12 protein-coding genes are annotated in these 16,743 nt (G+C 69.4%); 7 read left to right on the forward strand and 5 right to left on the reverse strand.

Translation table 11 applies throughout. The features are described from left to right. Position 1: 1 nt before the first annotated feature. Positions 2-706, reverse strand: coding sequence for a glutathione S-transferase N-terminal domain-containing protein (locus BMY35_RS13215; protein WP_093199311.1), 705 nt, complete (start codon positions 704-706; stop codon positions 2-4). Positions 707-790: 84 nt separating this feature from the next. Further along, a complete protein-coding gene (locus BMY35_RS13220; RefSeq protein WP_093199315.1) occupies positions 791-1,630 on the reverse strand; it encodes a phosphate/phosphite/phosphonate ABC transporter substrate-binding protein in 840 nt (279 codons plus the stop codon). Between the two features lie 355 nt (positions 1,631-1,985). Between BMY35_RS13220 and BMY35_RS39105 the strand changes: the two genes are divergently transcribed. Continuing rightward, positions 1,986-2,114, forward strand: a complete 129-nt coding sequence (locus BMY35_RS39105) for an aromatic-ring hydroxylase C-terminal domain-containing protein (protein ID WP_371287167.1) — start codon at positions 1,986-1,988, stop codon at positions 2,112-2,114. A gap of 12 nt (positions 2,115-2,126) precedes the next feature. Here the strand turns inward: BMY35_RS39105 and BMY35_RS13225 are convergent, their stop codons facing one another. Further along, a complete protein-coding gene (locus tag BMY35_RS13225) occupies positions 2,127-2,348 on the reverse strand; it encodes a hypothetical protein (protein WP_126473159.1) in 222 nt (73 codons plus the stop codon). Between the two features lie 303 nt (positions 2,349-2,651). Between BMY35_RS13225 and BMY35_RS13230 the strand changes: the two genes are divergently transcribed. Beyond that, the gene (locus tag BMY35_RS13230) at positions 2,652-3,443 is read left to right on the forward strand and encodes a transporter substrate-binding domain-containing protein (protein WP_093199322.1); all 792 of its coding nucleotides are present in this window, start codon (positions 2,652-2,654) and stop codon (positions 3,441-3,443) included. A 28-nt stretch (positions 3,444-3,471) separates the two neighbouring features. On the opposite strand, the gene BMY35_RS13235 is transcribed toward BMY35_RS13230, so the two are convergent. Beyond that, positions 3,472-4,284 carry an alpha/beta fold hydrolase gene (locus BMY35_RS13235; protein ID WP_093199328.1) on the reverse strand — a complete coding sequence of 271 codons (813 nt, stop codon included), beginning with the start codon at positions 4,282-4,284 and terminating at the stop codon, positions 3,472-3,474. A gap of 358 nt (positions 4,285-4,642) precedes the next feature. Between BMY35_RS13235 and BMY35_RS13240 the strand changes: the two genes are divergently transcribed. The 4 genes from BMY35_RS13240 to BMY35_RS13255 all read left to right on the forward strand — a co-directional run bounded on the left by BMY35_RS13240 (position 4,643) and on the right by BMY35_RS13255 (position 12,252). Continuing rightward, positions 4,643-9,826 carry a trifunctional serine/threonine-protein kinase/ATP-binding protein/sensor histidine kinase gene (locus tag BMY35_RS13240; protein WP_256228331.1) on the forward strand — a complete coding sequence of 1,728 codons (5,184 nt, stop codon included), beginning with the start codon at positions 4,643-4,645 and terminating at the stop codon, positions 9,824-9,826. 41 nt (positions 9,827-9,867) lie between these two features. Then, entirely contained in the window at positions 9,868-10,515 is a 648-nt protein-coding gene (locus BMY35_RS13245; protein WP_093199331.1) for a response regulator transcription factor, read from the forward strand. Positions 10,516-10,640: 125 nt separating this feature from the next. Beyond that, the gene (locus BMY35_RS13250) at positions 10,641-11,021 is read left to right on the forward strand and encodes a response regulator transcription factor (protein ID WP_093199333.1); all 381 of its coding nucleotides are present in this window, start codon (positions 10,641-10,643) and stop codon (positions 11,019-11,021) included. A gap of 160 nt (positions 11,022-11,181) precedes the next feature. Then, positions 11,182-12,252: a sensor histidine kinase gene (locus tag BMY35_RS13255; RefSeq protein ID WP_093199336.1), complete on the forward strand. Its 1,071-nt coding sequence runs from the start codon at positions 11,182-11,184 to the stop codon at positions 12,250-12,252. A gap of 30 nt (positions 12,253-12,282) precedes the next feature. Here the strand turns inward: BMY35_RS13255 and BMY35_RS13260 are convergent, their stop codons facing one another. Next, the gene (locus BMY35_RS13260) at positions 12,283-13,482 is read right to left on the reverse strand and encodes an epoxide hydrolase family protein (protein WP_371287168.1); all 1,200 of its coding nucleotides are present in this window, start codon (positions 13,480-13,482) and stop codon (positions 12,283-12,285) included. Positions 13,483-13,850: 368 nt separating this feature from the next. Here BMY35_RS13260 and BMY35_RS13265 point away from each other — a divergent pair, with 368 nt between their 5' ends. Next, a complete protein-coding gene (locus BMY35_RS13265; protein WP_093199659.1) occupies positions 13,851-16,703 on the forward strand; it encodes an ATP-binding protein in 2,853 nt (950 codons plus the stop codon). Positions 16,704-16,743: the final 40 nt, after the last annotated feature.

Consider the following 16,743-nt stretch of genomic DNA (forward strand, 5'->3'; position numbering starts at 1 on the left):
CTCAGCCGCGCTTCGGAATGCCCAGCCCCGCCACGACGGCGGGGCGCGCCACGAAGGTCGCGAGCGCGCGCGCGACGTTCGGGAAGTCCTTGAAGCCCACGAGATCGCCCGCCTCGTAGAAGCCGATCAGGTTGCGCACCCAGGGGAAGGTGGCGATGTCGGCGATGGTGTAGCTGTCGCCCATGATCCATGCGCGGCCGGCGAGCCGCTTGTCGAGCACGCCCAGCAGGCGCTTCGACTCGTTCACGTAGCGGTCGCGCGGGCGCTTGTCTTCATAGTCCTTGCCGGCGAACTTGTTGAAGAAGCCGAGCTGGCCGAACATCGGTCCGATGCCGCCCATCTGGAACATCACCCACTGCAGGGTTTCGTAGCGGCCGGCGGCGTCCTGCGGGATGAGCTTGCCGGTCTTCTCGGCCAGGTACACGAGGATCGCGCCCGACTCGAAGAGTGCCAGCGGCTTGCCGCCGGGGCCGTCGGGGTCGAGGATGGCCGGGATCTTGTTGTTCGGATTGAGCGACAGGAATTCCGCCGACATCTGGTCGTTGGTCTCGAAGCTCACGAGATGCGGCTCGTAGGGCAGGCCGGTTTCCTCCAGCATGATCGACACCTTCACGCCGTTGGGCGTGGGCAGCGAGTACAGCTGCAGCCGGTCGGGGTGCTGCGCGGGCCACTTCTTCGTGATGGGGAAGCTCGAGAGGTCGGTCATGAAAGGGTCCTTGAGAGGCAAACTGCAAGCGCAGGATTCTGCCCGGGCCGTCACCCGGGCGTGCGCGTGCGGTCTTGCCCTCGGTCAGATCCCGAGCCAGTTCATCAGCGAGGCCTCGACATCGGCCGAAGGCTTGACGAAGCCCACGTAGCTCGATGCCGCCAGCGCGCGCTTGCCGGCGTCGGTCTGCGCCAGGCCCAGCAGCGCGTCGCGCGCCGCGCTCACCGTGGCCGCGTCGAGCTTGCTGGACGCGAGCCATTGCTTGATCGGCACCGCGCGCGATTCCGCGCAGATCTTGCCGCCGCCGTCCTTCCAGGTCTTGACCACGCTCGAGGCGGCGGTCGCGCCGTAGGCCGCGAAGCCGTTCTGCACGTAGAAGGGCACCGCCTCCTGGAAGCGCGTGTTCGTCACCTTCACGGCCGTCGCGCCCTGCAGGCCCTGCTCGCGCAGCATGGCTCGCGTGATGACGGAGGTGATGGAGTCGGCGTCGGGCATCACCAGCTGCTTGCCGGCCACGCTCTTCCAGTCGGAGATCGGCTGCTGCTCCTTGCACAGGAACGACACCTTGTAGTCGGTGTAGCCGGTGGTCCAGGCGAAGGCCTTGTACTGCCCACTCTTGATGGCGCCGAGCGCCACGTGCGAGGGATGCACGAAGGCGAGGTCGACCTGCTGCTGCTTCAGCGCCTCGCGCGCGCCGTTGTACGAGTTGAGCACCTTGACCGTCACCGGCTGCTTGAGCGCCTTGGAGAGCACCTCGGCGATGGGCTCGAAGCGGGCGGTGATCTGCGCGTCGGACACGTCGTAGCTCACGCCTTCGCTGACGCCGATCACGAAGGCGTGCGCCGAGGCGCTCGCCGCGAGAAGCGCGCCCGCGGCGACGCGGACGGTGGTGCGAAGCGAAGGATGAAGGGGCAGGCGTTGCATGGCGGGGCTTTCTTCGGAGGAGGGTGGTTGTGAATTTTGTAACTAAATTATTACATTGATCCAGTCTGGTGCACCAGTCCCGTGCGATCGATGGCGCGTCGATGGCGGCCGATAGTAGGTTCGTGCTACGGACTGCGCATTGACGCGGGTCAACGGGCCAGCCTCGGGCGGCAGTACGCCCCGCCACCTGTCGGGGGCGGAATACGAGGCGCACCAGCTTTGTCCGATGCGACCGGAGTCCGGGGACACGCAGGCTCCTGCCGTCCTCAACCGGGGGAAAAAGAGATGAGACCTTGGCCATGGGCAGGACCGAGGGCGAGGTGCCGAAGGTGAGCTGCGTGACGGTCAGTGGGAGCTGCCCGCGCCGGGAACGGTCGCCGCGCCGACCGCAGTGCCGGTCAGGCCCGATGGCTGCGTGGCGTGGGTGGGCGACGGCGCATCGGATGGTCTCCATCAGGCGATGAACAAGTGGTTCAGCGCCTGAGCGGAAGCACGGTCACCAGGGCTTCCACCAGGGCCGCTTTCCCTGCCGGTGCTCAAGCGACCGCAAGTCGAGCGTGTCGTAGCCGGGATGGTGGACGCCGGCGCGCCGGCGCAGTTCGGCCTCCAGCTGATGGGCGATGCCGCGGGCGTGCAGTTCGCCTTGCAACGCCCGCCGACGCCACTCCGTGGCCTGCGCACCCAGTTCTTCATCGGGCAGCGTCTCTGTCTCGATCATGGTTCGGATGGTGATAAGGGTCTGGGGCTTCACTGAAAACAACGCGCCCCGTGCAGTCCCGAGCCTACGGGTTTGCCGCATGTCTTCATCGCCAGAACATGGGATGCGCGGAGTCCCCAATGTGGGGCTCCGCTCCCTGAATCGGGGGCTGGTTCGCGAATTGCGCACCACGTTTGTCCTTCTCCTGCGGTGCACGAGTCTTGTATACCACTGGCACGGTTCGTGCGGCTCGTGGCCTGCGCGGCCGGCCTCGGCCGAGCGCTCGACATCAAACCCACAACCACTCGTCATCGTTCAGGCATCATGAAACTCGGCAGACTGCAATTCGTTCTGGGGCTGGCTCTCGGCGCCCTCATGGCAACCGGTGCGGTCCATGCGCAAAGCGCGCTGGACACCATCCTGAAGAACCGGAAGATCGCCATCGCGGTTCCCCCCGATTTCCCGCCCTACGGCTCGATGGACCGCGACTTCAAGATGCACGGCCTGGACATCGACATGGCCAACTACATCGGCAGCAAGCTCGGCGTGGAGGTCGACCTGATTCCCGTGACCAGCGCCAACCGCATCCCGACCCTGCAGAAGAGAAAGGCCGCGCTGGTGATCGCAACCCTGGGCAAGAACCCTGACCGCGAGAAGCAGATCGACTTCACCGCCGCGTACTCGCCGTTCTACCAGGCCATCTTCGGCGCGAAGAGCCTGAACATCAGGAGCTTCGCGGACCTGTCGGGCAAGTCGATCGCGGTCACGCGCGGCTCGGTCGAGGACCAGGAGCTCAACAAGGTCGCGCCCCCGGGAGTCGACGTCAGGCGCTTCGACGACAACACCCGCACCGTCGCGGCGTTCGTTTCCGGGCAGGTGCAGCTGATCGCCACGGGCGCGTCGGTCGCGAACACCATCATGGTCAGCAACCCCGCGCTGGGCACCACGTACAAGCTGCTGCTCAAGGAAAGCCCGAACTACATCGGCGTGACCAAGGGCGAAGACGCGTTGAGGCAGAGGGTCAACGCCATCATCGACGAGGCGAAGAAGAGCGGCGAGCTCGACCGGCTGTCCATGAAGTGGCTGGAGCGCCCGGCCGGAGAGTTGCCGCAGTAGGCCCCTGAAACCGGGCGGGCGCAGATGCTCAGTGCCCGGCCGCCTCGACGATCACCCTGGTGACCGCCTCGGGCTGGGAGGTCATCACGACGTGCGATGCGCCCTTGACCACCACCGTCTTCTGAGCATTCGCGCGCTGCGCCATGAAGGCCATGGCTTGCGGCGGGATGTTCTTGTCGCGATCGCCGTACACGAACCATGACGGCACCGACTTCCATGCCGGAGCCTGCGCCGCCTCGTTCAGCGCCGCTTCGGCGATGGGCCGCTGCCCCACGGCCATCAGGCGCGCCTTGGCGAGCGGAACGTCGGCCGCGAACTGCGCGGGAAACTTGTCCTGCTGGATGTACAGGTCCTTGCCGCCATCGGCGAGAGGCACCGCCGGCGCCAGCGTGGGGCCGAGCGTGCTGCCCGGGAACTTGCCCGTGAGGCCGAGCGCCGTTTCGCCGGCCTCTGGCGCGAAGGCCGCCACGTAGACCAGCGCCTTCACGTTCGGCTTGCCGTTCGCGGCTGCAGAGATGACCGAGCCGCCGTACGAGTGCCCGACGAGCACCACGGGCCCCTTCACCGCATCGACGATGCCGGCGACGTACGCCGCATCGAACGAAGGTCCGCGCAGCGGGTTCGCGGCGGAGATCACGGAATAGTGCCGTGCCTGCAGGCGCTGCACCACGCCGTCCCAGCTCGACGAATCGGCGAAGGCGCCATGCACGAGCACGATCGTGGGCTTGGCGGACGAGGCGGGATCCGCCGGCTGCGCGAACGAGTGCAGGGGCGCCATCGCGGCCAGGCCGAGCGCATGGGCCATCAGGGTCGCGGCGAGACGGCGAGAGAACTTCTTCATGACGATTCTTCCTTGGTTGGACTTGTGAAAACAGGATCGACCCGGGTCGACGGCGCTGAATCTATGGGCGATGCGAAGCAAGTCCGGCCCGGTCTGTATGCCTGTGTGTCCGAGGGGCGTGCGGTGACATTACTTTTCAAGCGGACCGGCCGAAACTGCAGCGGCGCATGCCCGCGCCTAACAACGCCTAACACCAGCCAACGACCGCAGCGCCAATCTCGCGATCGGCGGAGTTCCAATGGCATCCGCACCCGAATGGACCCGGGTGCGCCCGAAGACGGGGAGAAACAAGAACAACGGCGGGCTCCGCTCGCGCCCACGCATTTCGCGGCCCGGCCGGCCGCAGAGGCCCACATCCATGCCCATGCAACATCAGGAACCCGCCGGACAAGAAGACGCAGAGGCAGTCCTGCCGGATGCTCCCGTTGTCGCGCAGCACGGGACCTCGTCGGTGCGATACCGGGACTTTCGCGAGCTGGTCGCAGGCACGCCGCGCCTGGAGCGCGCACGGGCGCACGGCGTGGCCTCCTCGCTCGTGGCCGGGCGCGGCCAGACCACGCCGGCCACCGCCGCGCTGCTTCAGCGGGAGTACTCGTTGCGCCACGTGCTTCGCGACGAATGGGCCGCGGTGCCGGTCGCGCTGGTGCCCCATGGAGAGAGCTTCCTGCTGATCCTGAAGGACCCCGGCGGCGAGCCGCTTCCCCGCGGCGGCGCACCGTGTACCGATGCAGGCGCTTTCGTCGCGTTCGCGCTGCGCCTCACCGCCGCCGTGGGCGCGATGCATGCGGCCGGCGTGCTGCATCGCGCGCTCACGCCCGACCGCATGCTGCTCTGCGAAGACGGCCGGGCCTGTCTCACCGGCTTCGGCCAGGCAGCCACCTTCGGCGGCGAGGACAAGGCCGCGGGCGACGACCAGCTCTCCTGGGACGAGGACAGCTTCAACTACATGGCGCCTGAACTGGGCGCGCGCATGAACCTGCGCGTGGATGCGCGGGCCGACCTCTACGCGCTCGGCTGCATCTTCTATGAGTCGATGACCGGCAGGCTTCCCTTCGAGGGCGCCGACGCCGCCGCGCGCGTGCACGCGCATGCGACCCGCGTCGCCCGTGCGCCCGCCGAGCTGGTGCCGGGGCTTCCGGAGCAACTCTCGCTGCTGGTCATGAAGCTGCTCGAGAAGACGCCGGAGCACCGGTACGCGGACGCTGCCGGCGTGCTGGCGGACCTGCGGCGTTGCGAGACCCTGCTGCGCCAGCACGGGCGCATTCCCCGTTTTGCGCTCGATGCCCATTCGGCCCTGCGCAAGCCCGGCGGCACGGGCCTCGTGCTGGGACGCGACGCCGAGCTGCAGGCATTGCTCGCGCTCTACCGCGAGGTCGCGGACAGCGCCCGTTCGCGCGCGGCCTGGGTCTCGGGCCCGTCGGGCATCGGCAAGTCGACGCTCCTGCGCGAGGCGGTGGCCCGCATGCAGCGCCCGGGCGCGCCGCTGCTGGCCGCGGCCAAGAGCGAGCAGGGGCGCCGCGGCAAGCCGTATGCGCTGCTGGTGGAGGCGCTCGATCCGCTGCTGCAGCACGTGATCGGCTGCGCGAACGAAGAGTTCGCGGTCTGGCGCAATCGCATCGCCGCCGCCGCTAAGCCGGTGGAGCGGACCCTGACGGGCCTGCTGCCTGCGCTCGGCGTCATCCTCGGCGCGCCTTCCGGGCAGCCCGTGCCCGCGCCCCCCGACGCGGCCCCCGCGCTCGAGCGCGAGCGCGTCCTGCAGGGCATGGCGCGGCTGATCACATGCTTCGCCGCGCCCACGCGTCCGCTCGTGATGCTGCTCGATGACTTGCAGTGGGCCGACGTCGAAACCCTGCAGGTGCTCGAGCGCCTGCTGTACCAGCACGACGATGCCGCGCTGTTGCTCATAGGAACCTTCCGCGACAACGAGGTGGATGCGGCTCATCCGCTGCGCGCGGGCCGGCTCGCGGAGGTGCCGCAAGCCGTGCGCATCGAGCTCGGTCCATTGGACGAGGGCGCCTTGCGCGAAATGATCGCGCTCACGCTGCAGCAGGACGCGAGCGTCGTCGGCGAACTGGCCGACCTCATCGGCCGGAAGACCGAGCGGAATCCGCTTTTCGCCCGGCACCTGCTCCATCTGCTGGCCGACGACGGCCTGCTTGCCTACGACGCGGAGACCGCCTCGTGGCGCTGGAGCCTCGAACAGCTCGCGTCCCACCCCGGCGCCGACACCGTCGGCGACCTGATGGCGCGCCGCTTCGAACAACTGCCCGCGGCGACGCAGGCGGTTCTGCGCGTGATGGCGTGCCTAGGCCACCGGACTTCAGGCCAGGAGCTCGCGCTGGCGATGGGCGTGCAGCCCGGAACCGATGCGGACAGGCGCCTGCAGGCTGCACTCGACAGTGCGCGCGAGGCAGGCAGCATCCAGCGCGACGGCGAGGACTGGGGCTTCTGGCACGACCGCATCCGCGAAGCCGCCTACGCCTCGATCCCGCCCGGAGAGCGGCCGCGCATGCACCTGCAGATCGTGCGCCGCCAGCTGCGGCATGCGTCCGACTCCGCGCGGGTGTTCTCGCTCGCCGCACAGGCCGGGCTTGCACGTCCGGCTGTCGAGGCACCGCAGGAGCGACGCGACTTCGCGCGGCTCAACCTGGAGGCCGGCCGGCAGGCGAAGGCCGCGACCGCCCATCATTCGGCGCTCGGCTTCTTCCGCGCCGCGCTCGCCTTCCTGGGCGAAGCCGACACCAGCGAAGACGGCCTGCACGCGCGCGCACTCTGCGGCGAGGCCGAGTTCATGACCGGGGCGCTGGAGGCCGCGGAGGGCCGCCTGTCGGCGCTGGAGGAGGTCGCGGGGGACGGCATCTTCGGGGCCGATCTCGCGCGCCTGCGCGCGGCGCTGTACACCACGCTCGGCAACTTCGACCGCGCGCTGGACGTGGGGCTGGCCTTCCTGCGCAAGTCCGGCATCGTCATGCCGAGGCGGCCCGATGCCGCCGCGGTCGACCGCGAGCACGCGGTGCTGCAGGAATGGATCGACCGGCACGGCATCGGGGCCCTGCGCCAGCTGCCCGTCGTGGCCGACCCGCTGCGCCGTGCGATCACCGACATCTTCGCGGACCTCATCCCTCCGGCGCTGTACACCGACCAGAACCTGGTCGACCTGATCCTGCTGCGCATGATCGGCCTCAACATCGCGCAAGGCCACTCCGACGCTTCGGCGGACGGCTACGTCTGCATGACGCAGGTCTTCGGCGTGCGCTACGGCAACTACGCCGCCGCGCGGGAGTTCGGCGCGCTCGCGCTGCACCTGGTCGACGAGCGCGGGCTCGCCCAGTACCGGGGCCGGGTCTACATGACCTTCGGCACCATGGTGGTTCCATGGACACAGCCGGCGCGCGCGGCGCGCGACTACATCCGGCGCGCCTACGACGTGGCCGTGGCGAGCGGCGACCACACCTTCGCGATCTACTGCGGGCGCAACCAGGCCACGGGCATGCTCTTCGCCGGCGAATACCTCGGCGATGTGCGGGACACGGTCGAGCGCGGGCTGGCCGTTGCGCGCGACGCGAATTTCCAGCTCGTGATCGAGGCGCTGCTGGCCCAGAAGGTGCTGCTGGCGCAGCTGCAGGACGGGACCATCGGCGATCGCGAAGAACAGCCCTGCCCGCCGCGGGAAGACCAGCCCGCAACGCTCGTCGACTTCGCCTACTGGGTCTACAGGCTGCAGGCGGCGCTCCTCGGTGGCAGGCTCGCCGAGGCGATCGAGGCACGCCACCGGGCAGAAGCCTGCGCGGCCTCGGGTCGCACCTTCGCCGAGAGCGGCGACCTGCCGTTCTACGGCGCGCTCGCCTTGCTCGCGCTTTCCGCGCGCGATGCGTCGCAGCAGGCCGCGCTGCAGCGGGACGTGAAGCAGCTCCAGGCCTGGAGCCAGGCCTGCCCGGCCAACTTCCTGGCCCGCTTCCAGCTGGTGCGCGCGGAGATGTGCCGCATCGACGGCGATCCCCTCGCGGCGGTGGAGGCCTATGCGCGGGCGGTGTCGCATGCGCGGCGCCACGGTTTCACGCAGGTCGAAGCCCTGGCGGCCGAGCATGCCGCGGCCTTCCATGCCGGGCGCGGCGACGACCTGTCGGCCCACGGCAACCTGCGCCACGCACGCGGCGCGTGGCAGCGCTGGGGCGCCACGGCCAAGGTGCGCCAGTTGCAGGCCTCGCACCCGGGGCTCTTCGAGATCGAGGACCCGGTGCCGAACACGCGGCGGATGCAGGGGCTCGATGCGCAGGCCGTCCTGCGCATCTCGACGGCGCTCGCCGGCGAGATCGTGCCGGTCCGCCTGGTCGAGACGCTGCTTCGCACCGCGCTCGAGAACGCCGGCGCCGAGTCCGGCACGCTGGCGCTGTTCCGGCACGAGGCGTGGCAGGTGCGCGCCCAGGCGCGGGTGCTCGACGGTGCCGTCACGCTCACGCAGGGTGGCGTCGCCTTCGATGCCGGGACGCTGCCGGTCTCCATCGTCCAGGCGGTCGCGCGCACCCAGCAGCACATCGTGGTGGACGACGCGCGCGAGAGCGCGTCGCTCGCGCAGGACGACTACATCCGCCGCCGGCGTCCGCGCTCGATCCTGTGCGTGCCGCTGATGCGCCACGCCATGCTCGTCGGCGTGCTCTACCTGGAGAACAACCTGGCCTCCCACGTGTTCACGCCCGCCAAGGCCGAGGTGCTGGAGGTGATCGCCTCGCAGGCGGCCTTCGCGCTGGAGAACGCGCGGCTGTACGAGGAACTGATCGACCAGAACCAGCAGCGCGCACAGGCCGAGGAGCAGCTGCGCAGCACGCTCGCCGAGCTCGAGCGTGCGACCCGCCTGAAGGCGATGGGCGAGCTGGTGGCTTCCATCGTGCACGAGGTCGGCCAGCCGATCGCCGCGGTCGACACCTCGGCCAGCGCCGCGCTGCGCTGGCTCGACCGCAGCCCGCCCGACATCGGCGAGGCCCGCGAGATGCTCACGCACATCAGCAGGAGCGCATTGCGCGCCCGCACCATCATCCAGGGCCTTCGCGCCAAGGCGCGCAACGCGGAGCCGCAGTTCGGAGTCTTCGATCTCGGCGAGGCCCTGAGCGAGGCGGCGACGCTGGTCGCCGGGGCGCTGGACACCATGGGCGTCACGCTGGAGACGACGGGCCTGGACGCGCCGCTGGCCGTGCACGGCGACCGCGTGCAGCTGCAGCAGGTGGCGGTCAACCTGCTGATGAACGGGGCCGAGTCGATGGCTTCGCTCCCACCCGGCCCGCGCCCGTTGTCGATGGCCTGCGTGCACGACGACGAGCATGTGCGCATCGTGGTGGAGGACTCCGGGCCGGGCGTCGTCCTCGGGGCGGCGGAGCATCTGCTCAAGCCGCTGTTCACCACCAAGTCCAACGGCATGGGCATGGGGCTGGCCATCTGCAAGTCGATCCTCGATGCGCACGGCGGAACGCTCGAGCTGCGGCAGCGCGAGCCCACGGGCATGCGCGCCGTCTTCAGCCTGCCGCGGCCGGGCCCAGGCCATCGATGAAAGGGCAGGCGACCCCGATGCCCTCACCAACGTTTCGTTTCATGCGTCCTTCCGATCCACTTCAGGCACCCCTTCGTTGCGTATTCATCGTCGATGACGACGAACTCGTGCGCGATGCGCTGAGCAGCCTGCTGCGCTCCATCGACCTGGCGGTGCACGCCTTCGCCACGACCGAGGAATTCCTCGCCGCACCGCGCTCCGGCGAGCCCTCATGCCTGGTGCTGGACGTGCGGCTGCGCGGCCAGAGCGGCCTTTCCTTCCAGCAGGCCCTGCTGGAGCACGGCGAGCCTCACATGCCGATCGTGTTCATGACAGGTCACGGCGACATCGCCATGACCGTGAAGGCGATGAAGGCCGGGGCCGTTGATTTCCTGGCGAAGCCCTTCCGCGACCAGGACATGATCGACGCGGTGATCGCCGCGCTGGACCGCGATGCGCGGCGCCTGGAGAGCGAGCGCCTGATGCAGGCGGCGCGTGCCTGCTGGGAATCGCTCACGCCGCGCGAGTGCGAGGTGGTGCAGCACGTGGCCGGTGGCCTGATGAACAAGCAGATCGCCGATCGCATGGGCATCGCCGAGATCACGGCCAAGATCCACCGGGGCCAGGCAATGCGCAAGATGAACGCGCGCTCGGTTGCCGAGCTGGTGCGCAAGATGGAGGCGCTGGGTGTGGTGGAGAGCGCCTGCTGATGCGGTGCCATACCTATGGATGATGGCGCCGCGCGCCGGCGCCGGTATCCTGCAATCCTGGGCAGGGGCGGGAATGTTCCTGTGCCTTCACCGGAAACCCCCGGGGTAGAGAACGGGCTTCCTCCTTGTCCCTGTCAGCAGCCATCGAACTCGTTTCCATCGTCGACGACGATCCCTTCGTTCGCGCCGCGACGAGCAGTCTCGTTCGCTCGTTCGGATGGGAGGCTCGCGCGTTCGAGTCGGCCATCGACTTCCTTGCGTCCGACGTTCCTGCGCGCACTCGCTGCCTCGTCTGCGACATCCAGATGCCGGCCATGGACGGCATCGCGCTGGTCGAACGCCTCGAGCGCGAGGGGCTGCGCCCGCCCGTCATCTTCATCAGCGCCTTCGCCAACGCCCGCACGCGGGAGCGCGTGCAGGCCAGCGCCGCTCTCTGCCTGATCGAGAAGCCGATCGACGCCGCCGAGCTCGAGGCCTGGATCGGCCACGCGCTGAGCCGGGACTGAAGCGCCAAGGAGGGGCGAACCGGCCTCGCGCCACTCCGGCGCATGGAGAGGGCAAACCTTCGTAGGGGTGCGACAAACGCTGATGCAATGGCGTGCGCTCCCCCTCGCGTGATGTCATCTCTCCCATGCCGGCCCGTGTGCCGGCAGCAGGAGAAAACCAATGACGAAGAAGTCCCGCGCATCCATCAGTTCCTTCCATCCGGCGTGCGCATCCGACGCGCGCGCCGGGGCTGTTTCAAAAACTGCACAACCCGCTCGCCGTTCCCAGGGCCTGGCGTTGGTTGCGGCGCGCGCGATCGCGGTGGCCACGCTCGGGCAGAACGTCCATGCCGCGACGCTGTCGCCGCTGAGCTGCCCGCTCGACGACAGCCTGCGATGGATCGTGTGCGTGTCGGTGCTCGTCGGCCTCATGCTGCTTGCCGTCTTCCTCTGGCTGGAGGCGATGGATCACCGCGCGGGCGCGGCGCGCCTGGCACGCGCCATGGAGCACCGCGGCAACGGCGCCGGCATGCCCGAGCTCGTCGAAAGCGGCCCGCGCGCCATCGTGCGGCTGGCGCGCGCGATCAACAACCTTCGCCGCCGCCAGGCCGAGCGCGACGTGGCGCACCTGGACGTGCAGGCCGCCTATGCGCACGACCTGCGCACGCCGCTGACCCGCATGGGGCTGCGCTGCGAGATGCTGGAGGACCATGCGCTGCGCGAAGCCATGGAGCGCGACCTTGCCCAGATGCGCGAACTGGTAGAGGCCAGCGTGGCCAGCGCACGGATGCAGCGCAGCGTGGCCGAGCCGCTGCAGCGCGTCGATGCCGACGGCCTGCTCGGCAACATGATGCGCGACTATCGCGAGGCCGGCCGGGCGATCGTCCTCGACGGCCGCATCGGACAGCCGGTGATGGCCTGTCCCCTCGCACTGCGGCGCGTGCTCGCCAACCTGATCGACAACGCGTTGCGCTACGGCCGCGACGTGCGGGTCTGCGCCCGCGTCGATTCGACGAGCCTCGTGCTGGCCGTGGTCGACTCGGGCCCGGGCATCCGGCCGGCACAGATGGAGGCGGTCTTCGCGCCATGGGTCCGGGCAGGGCAGGGCGGTTCCGAGGGCAAGGCCGGGTCGGGTCTTGGCCTCGCGATTGCCAGGCGCCTGGCCCGCTCGATGCAGGGCGACCTGCAGCTGCAGAACCGTCGCTGCGGCGGGCTCGAGGCACGGCTCACGCTGCCGCTCGTGGTTGCGTGACACGGGCGGCCGGGTGTGCTTCTCCTTGGCTCAGCGCAGCGACCTGAACGCCGCGCGCACTTCCTGGCTGAACAGCGCCGGCTGTTCCCACGCGGCGAAATGACCGCCGGTGTCGACCTCGTTCCAGTAGATCAGGTCGTGGTACGCGCGGTCGGCCCAACTGCGCGGCGCCTGGTAGATCTCGCCGGGAAACACCGTCACGGCAGCCGGCAGCGAGATGTCGACGGCGTTGAAGTTGTTCGAATGGTCCTCCCAGTAGATCTGCGCGGCCGAGGTCGCGCTGTTGGTCAGCCAGTAAAGCGAGATGTCGTCGAGCATCTCGTCGCGCGCAAGCACCCGTTCGGGCACGCCGCCCGAGTAGGTCCAGGTGGCGAACTTGTCGTAGATCCAGGCGGCCTGGCCTACGGGCGAGTCGGCCAGCGCGTAGCCCAGCGTCTGCGGGCGCGTGACCATCATCGCGGAGTAGCCCGAGCTGTTCCTGTAGAAGTCGTCCAGCTTGTCGAAGGCTGCGCGCTCCTTGGCCGACAGGCCGGCGGGCGCGGGGCCGCCCGCGGCGAGGATCGAGGCGATCTCGGCGGGCACGGTGCCTGGCATGTTGACGTGGATCGCCATCAGGCCCGGCACCTTCTGCATCGCCATGCGATGCGAGATGACAGAGCCGCAGTCGCCGCCCTGCGAGACGAACTGCCTGTAGCCCAGGCGCGCCATCAGCACGCCCCACGCGCGCGCGATGTGGTTGGAGTCCCAGCCGGTGGCCTGGGGCTGGCCCGAGAAACCGAAGCCGGGCAGCGAGGGCAGCACGAGGTGGAACGCGTCCTGCGCGCGGCCGCCGTGGGCGGTGGGGTCGGTCAGCGGGCCCACGACCTTGAGCAGTTCGAAGATCGAGCCCGGCCAGCCGTGCGTCATGATCAGCGGCATCGCATCGGCGTGGCGCGAGCGGATGTGCGCGAACTGGATGTCGAGGCCGTCGATGGTGGTCACGAACTGCGGAACGGCGTTGAGCCGGGCTTCGCCCTTGCGCCAGTCGTAGTCGGTGGACCAGTGGCGCACCAGCGAGCGCAGCGTGGCGAGCCGCACGCCCTGCGAGTCGTCGGCGACGGTCTCGACGCTCGGCCAACGGGTGGCGCCGAGCCGCCGGCGCAGGTCTGCGAGCGCTTCGCGATCGACGCTGATGCGGAACGGCCGCACCGAGGTGTCGTCGGGCCCGGAGGCGCTGGACGGCCGCAACATGGCGAAGGCACTGGAGGCCGCCGACGCCGCGCCGAGGGCGATGGACGTGGCCAGGAGGTGGCGGCGCGAGAGGGATGGATGGAGGGTGTTCATGCAGGCATTTCCGTGAAGTTGAAACGCCTCCATTGAAGACAGCGGATGTATCCCGCGTGTGTGAAGAAACGGCCGAATCGCATGCGCAGGTACCGCGGGGACGGGCCGACACACGGCCATACAAATCGGCCGGCGCGCGGCGTGCAGCGACCCTCGGTTATGCTCCGTCCGCCCGCGCTGCCGAGGCGGCCGGCGGGTTCGCCGGGCCGATCGGATCGATCGCGTCCGGCCTGGCATCGCACCGCCTGCGCGGCACGCCGCAGTTCCCCATCTTCATGAGCGACGACACCTCCTTCAAGACCGCCGGCCCCGTCTCCTTCGGGCCGTTCACCCTGCGCGTCGCGCAGCGGCTCCTCGAGCGCGACGGGGTGCCGGTGGATCTTGGCGGGCGGGCGATGGACGTTCTTCTCGCCCTGGTCGCCAATGCCAACACGATCGTGAGCAAGCGGGAACTCATGGCGCTGGCCTGGCCCGGCATGGTGGTTTCGGACGGCAGCCTGCGCTACCAGATCGCGATGCTGCGGCAGGCGCTGGGCGACGGGCAGGACGGCGCGCGGTATCTGTCGAACGTCGTCGGCCGCGGCTACTGTTTCGTTGCCCGCATCGCCCAGGCGGCCACCGCCCCCGACACGCAGCCGGAACCCGAGGCAAGCCCTGTCGAACCCGGTCTTCCCGCGCAGCCGGTGGAACTGCTCGGCCGTGCGAAGGACCTGGCCGCGATCCCGGCCCAGCTGGCCAGAACGCGGTTCGTCACCATCGTTGGCTCGGGCGGCGTGGGCAAGACCTCCGTCGCAGTCCGCACAGGGCAGGACATGCTCGGCGAATTCAACGGGGCCGTGGTGTTCGTGGATCTTTCGATGCTGCTGGACCCCGGCCTGGTGCCGAGCGCCATCGCATCGATGCTGGGGCTGTCGGTGCGCTCCGCCGACCCGATACCGAGCCTGATCGCCTACCTGCGCGAAAGGCGGATGCTGCTGATACTGGACAACTGCGAGCACGTGATCGCGGCGGCAGCTTCGCTGGCCGAGCGCATCTTCCAGGCGGCGCCGCGCATCCACATTCTTGCCACGAGCCGCGAGGCGCTGCGCGTGCAGGGGGAGCACATCCATCTGCTCGATCCGCTGGACAACCCGCCCGACCAGCCCGGGCTCGCGGCGCGCGACATCCTCATGTATCCCGCCACGCGCCTGTTCGTCGACCGGGCCGGCGCCAGCGGCGCGATGCCAGAGCTGAACGACGAGGACGCACCCGTCATCGCGAGCATCTGCAGAAAGCTCGACGGGGTCGCGCTCGCCATTGAACTCGCGGCCCGGCGCGTTGCCGCCTACGGACTCCAGCAGACGGCAGCCCTGCTCGACGAGCGCCTGTCGCTCTCGTGGCTCGGGCAGCGCACGGCGCAGCCCCGGCACCAGACCCTGCAGGCCACGCTGGACTGGAGCTACGAGCTTCTGGACATGCCGGAGCGCCTGGTGCTCTGCCGGCTGTCGGTCTTCGTGGGCCACTTTTCGCTGGAAGCCGCGCGCGAAGTGGCAGCGGACCAGGAGCTGACGCAGGTACAGGTGGTCGATGCCGTCGCGAGCCTCGCGGAAAAATCGCTGCTCTCCATCCGGCGCTCCGGCACCTCGACCCAATACCGCTTGCTCGAGAGCACCCGCGCGTACGCGCATTCGAAGGCCGGCGCCGATCTGGCCGACTCGGCTGCTCGGCGCCACGCGGTCTACTTCCGCAAGCGGCTGGAGCAGATGGCCGAGCAGGACGACGCCTTCTCGCGCGACACGGCGCGCGCGTCGGATCTCGCGGACCTCGGCAACGTGAGGGCCGCGCTCGCCTGGTGCTTCGATCGCGCCGATGCAAGGGAGCTGGGCGTTTCGCTGGTGCTGGCGGCCGTGCCGGCTTTCATGGCGATGTCGTTGCTGGCGGAGTGCCACGACTGGTCGAAGCGCGCGCTCGCCGAGCTGGGTACGGCCTTTGCAGGCAGCGCCGCCGAGATGCATCTGCAGGCGGCCGTCGGCCTCTCGCAGATGTTCACCCGCGGCCACAGCGACGAAGTGCGGCACGCGCTCGAGCGCAGCCTCCAGGTGGCGGAGGAGCTCGGCGACTCGCGCAGCCAGGTCGAGCTGCTGGGCCGGCTGCAGATCTTCCATGAGCGCATCGGCGACTTCGTCGAGTCGCTCAGCCATGCCAGGCGCTGCGCCGCCGTGGCCGCTTCCATCGACGACGCGACTGCGCAGGCAACAGCCAATTCGCTGGTGGGCCTCTGCCATCACCTGGTGGGAGACCAGCCCCGTGCGCGCCACTTCCTGGAGGCGGCGATCGCCGGCGCCCCGGTGTCGCGGCAGCGCAGCAGCATCCACGCCGGCTTCGATTTCCACAACCGCGCATGCATCGCGCTGGCCAGGACCTTGTGGCTGCAGGGGCAGCCTTCGCAGGCCGTGGTCGTCGCCCAGCGCGCGGTCGAGGAGGCGCGGCACCTGAACCACCCCGTGACGCTGTGCATCGCCCTGATATGGGCCGTGTCGGTCTACATGTGGGTTGGCGACCTCGCGCGCGCCGAGCAGGACATCGACCGGTTCATCGCCTATGCGGAGTCGCATTCGCTGACGCCGTATCTCGCGGTAGGCCGCGGCGTCAAGGGCGAACTCGCCATCAAGCGCGGTGACGCCGCACGGGGCGTGCAGGCGATCCAGGATTCGCTGATCGAGCTGCGTGCGTCGCGCTACGAGCTGCTCACCACGTCGTTCAACATCACGCTCGCCGAAGGCCTGAACGCGATCGGCAGGAACGCTGACGCGCTGGAGCTGATGAACGACACGCTCGCACTGGTGCACGCCAAGGGAGACCTCTACAACCTCCCGGAGCTTCTTCGCGTGAAGGCGCGTGCCCTCTCGGATGCCGTGACGCCGGACGCGGCGAGCGCAGAAGAGTCGCTGCTCGAAGCGCTGGCGGTGAGCAGGCAGCAGGGCGCGCGCTCGTGGGAATTGCGCGTGGCGATGGACCTGGCCCGCCTGTGGGAGAAGGCCGGACGCGGAGGTGAGGGCAAGGAGCTGCTGGCCGGCGTGCTCGCCCAATACACCGAGGGCTTCGAAACCGCGGACCTGCAGGAAGCCGAACGGCTGCTCGACGTGTAGATGGACTAGGGCAGGGCGCGGTCCGCTGCCCTTGCAGCCA

It is taken from the genome of Variovorax sp. YR750 (assembly GCF_900109805.1).
Classification (GTDB): domain Bacteria; phylum Pseudomonadota; class Gammaproteobacteria; order Burkholderiales; family Burkholderiaceae_C; genus Variovorax; species Variovorax gossypii.

Excerpts from the sequence above, each read along its gene's own strand:
- BMY35_RS13220 (WP_093199315.1), bottom strand. The coding sequence starts at position 1,630 with ATGCAACGCCTGCCCCTTCATCCTTCGCTTCGCACCACCGTCCGCGTC.
- BMY35_RS13265 (WP_093199659.1), top strand. The coding sequence starts at position 13,851 with ATGAGCGACGACACCTCCTTCAAGACCGCCGGCCCCGTCTCCTTCGGG.
- BMY35_RS13240 (WP_256228331.1), top strand. The coding sequence starts at position 4,643 with ATGCCCATGCAACATCAGGAACCCGCCGGACAAGAAGACGCAGAGGCA.
- BMY35_RS13235 (WP_093199328.1), bottom strand. The coding sequence starts at position 4,284 with ATGAAGAAGTTCTCTCGCCGTCTCGCCGCGACCCTGATGGCCCATGCG.
- BMY35_RS13245 (WP_093199331.1), top strand. The coding sequence starts at position 9,868 with ATGCGTCCTTCCGATCCACTTCAGGCACCCCTTCGTTGCGTATTCATC.
- BMY35_RS13230 (WP_093199322.1), top strand. The coding sequence starts at position 2,652 with ATGAAACTCGGCAGACTGCAATTCGTTCTGGGGCTGGCTCTCGGCGCC.
- BMY35_RS13255 (WP_093199336.1), top strand. The coding sequence starts at position 11,182 with ATGACGAAGAAGTCCCGCGCATCCATCAGTTCCTTCCATCCGGCGTGC.
- BMY35_RS13215 (WP_093199311.1), bottom strand. The coding sequence starts at position 706 with ATGACCGACCTCTCGAGCTTCCCCATCACGAAGAAGTGGCCCGCGCAG.
- BMY35_RS13225 (WP_126473159.1), bottom strand. The coding sequence starts at position 2,348 with ATGATCGAGACAGAGACGCTGCCCGATGAAGAACTGGGTGCGCAGGCC.
- BMY35_RS13260 (WP_371287168.1), bottom strand. The coding sequence starts at position 13,482 with ATGTTGCGGCCGTCCAGCGCCTCCGGGCCCGACGACACCTCGGTGCGG.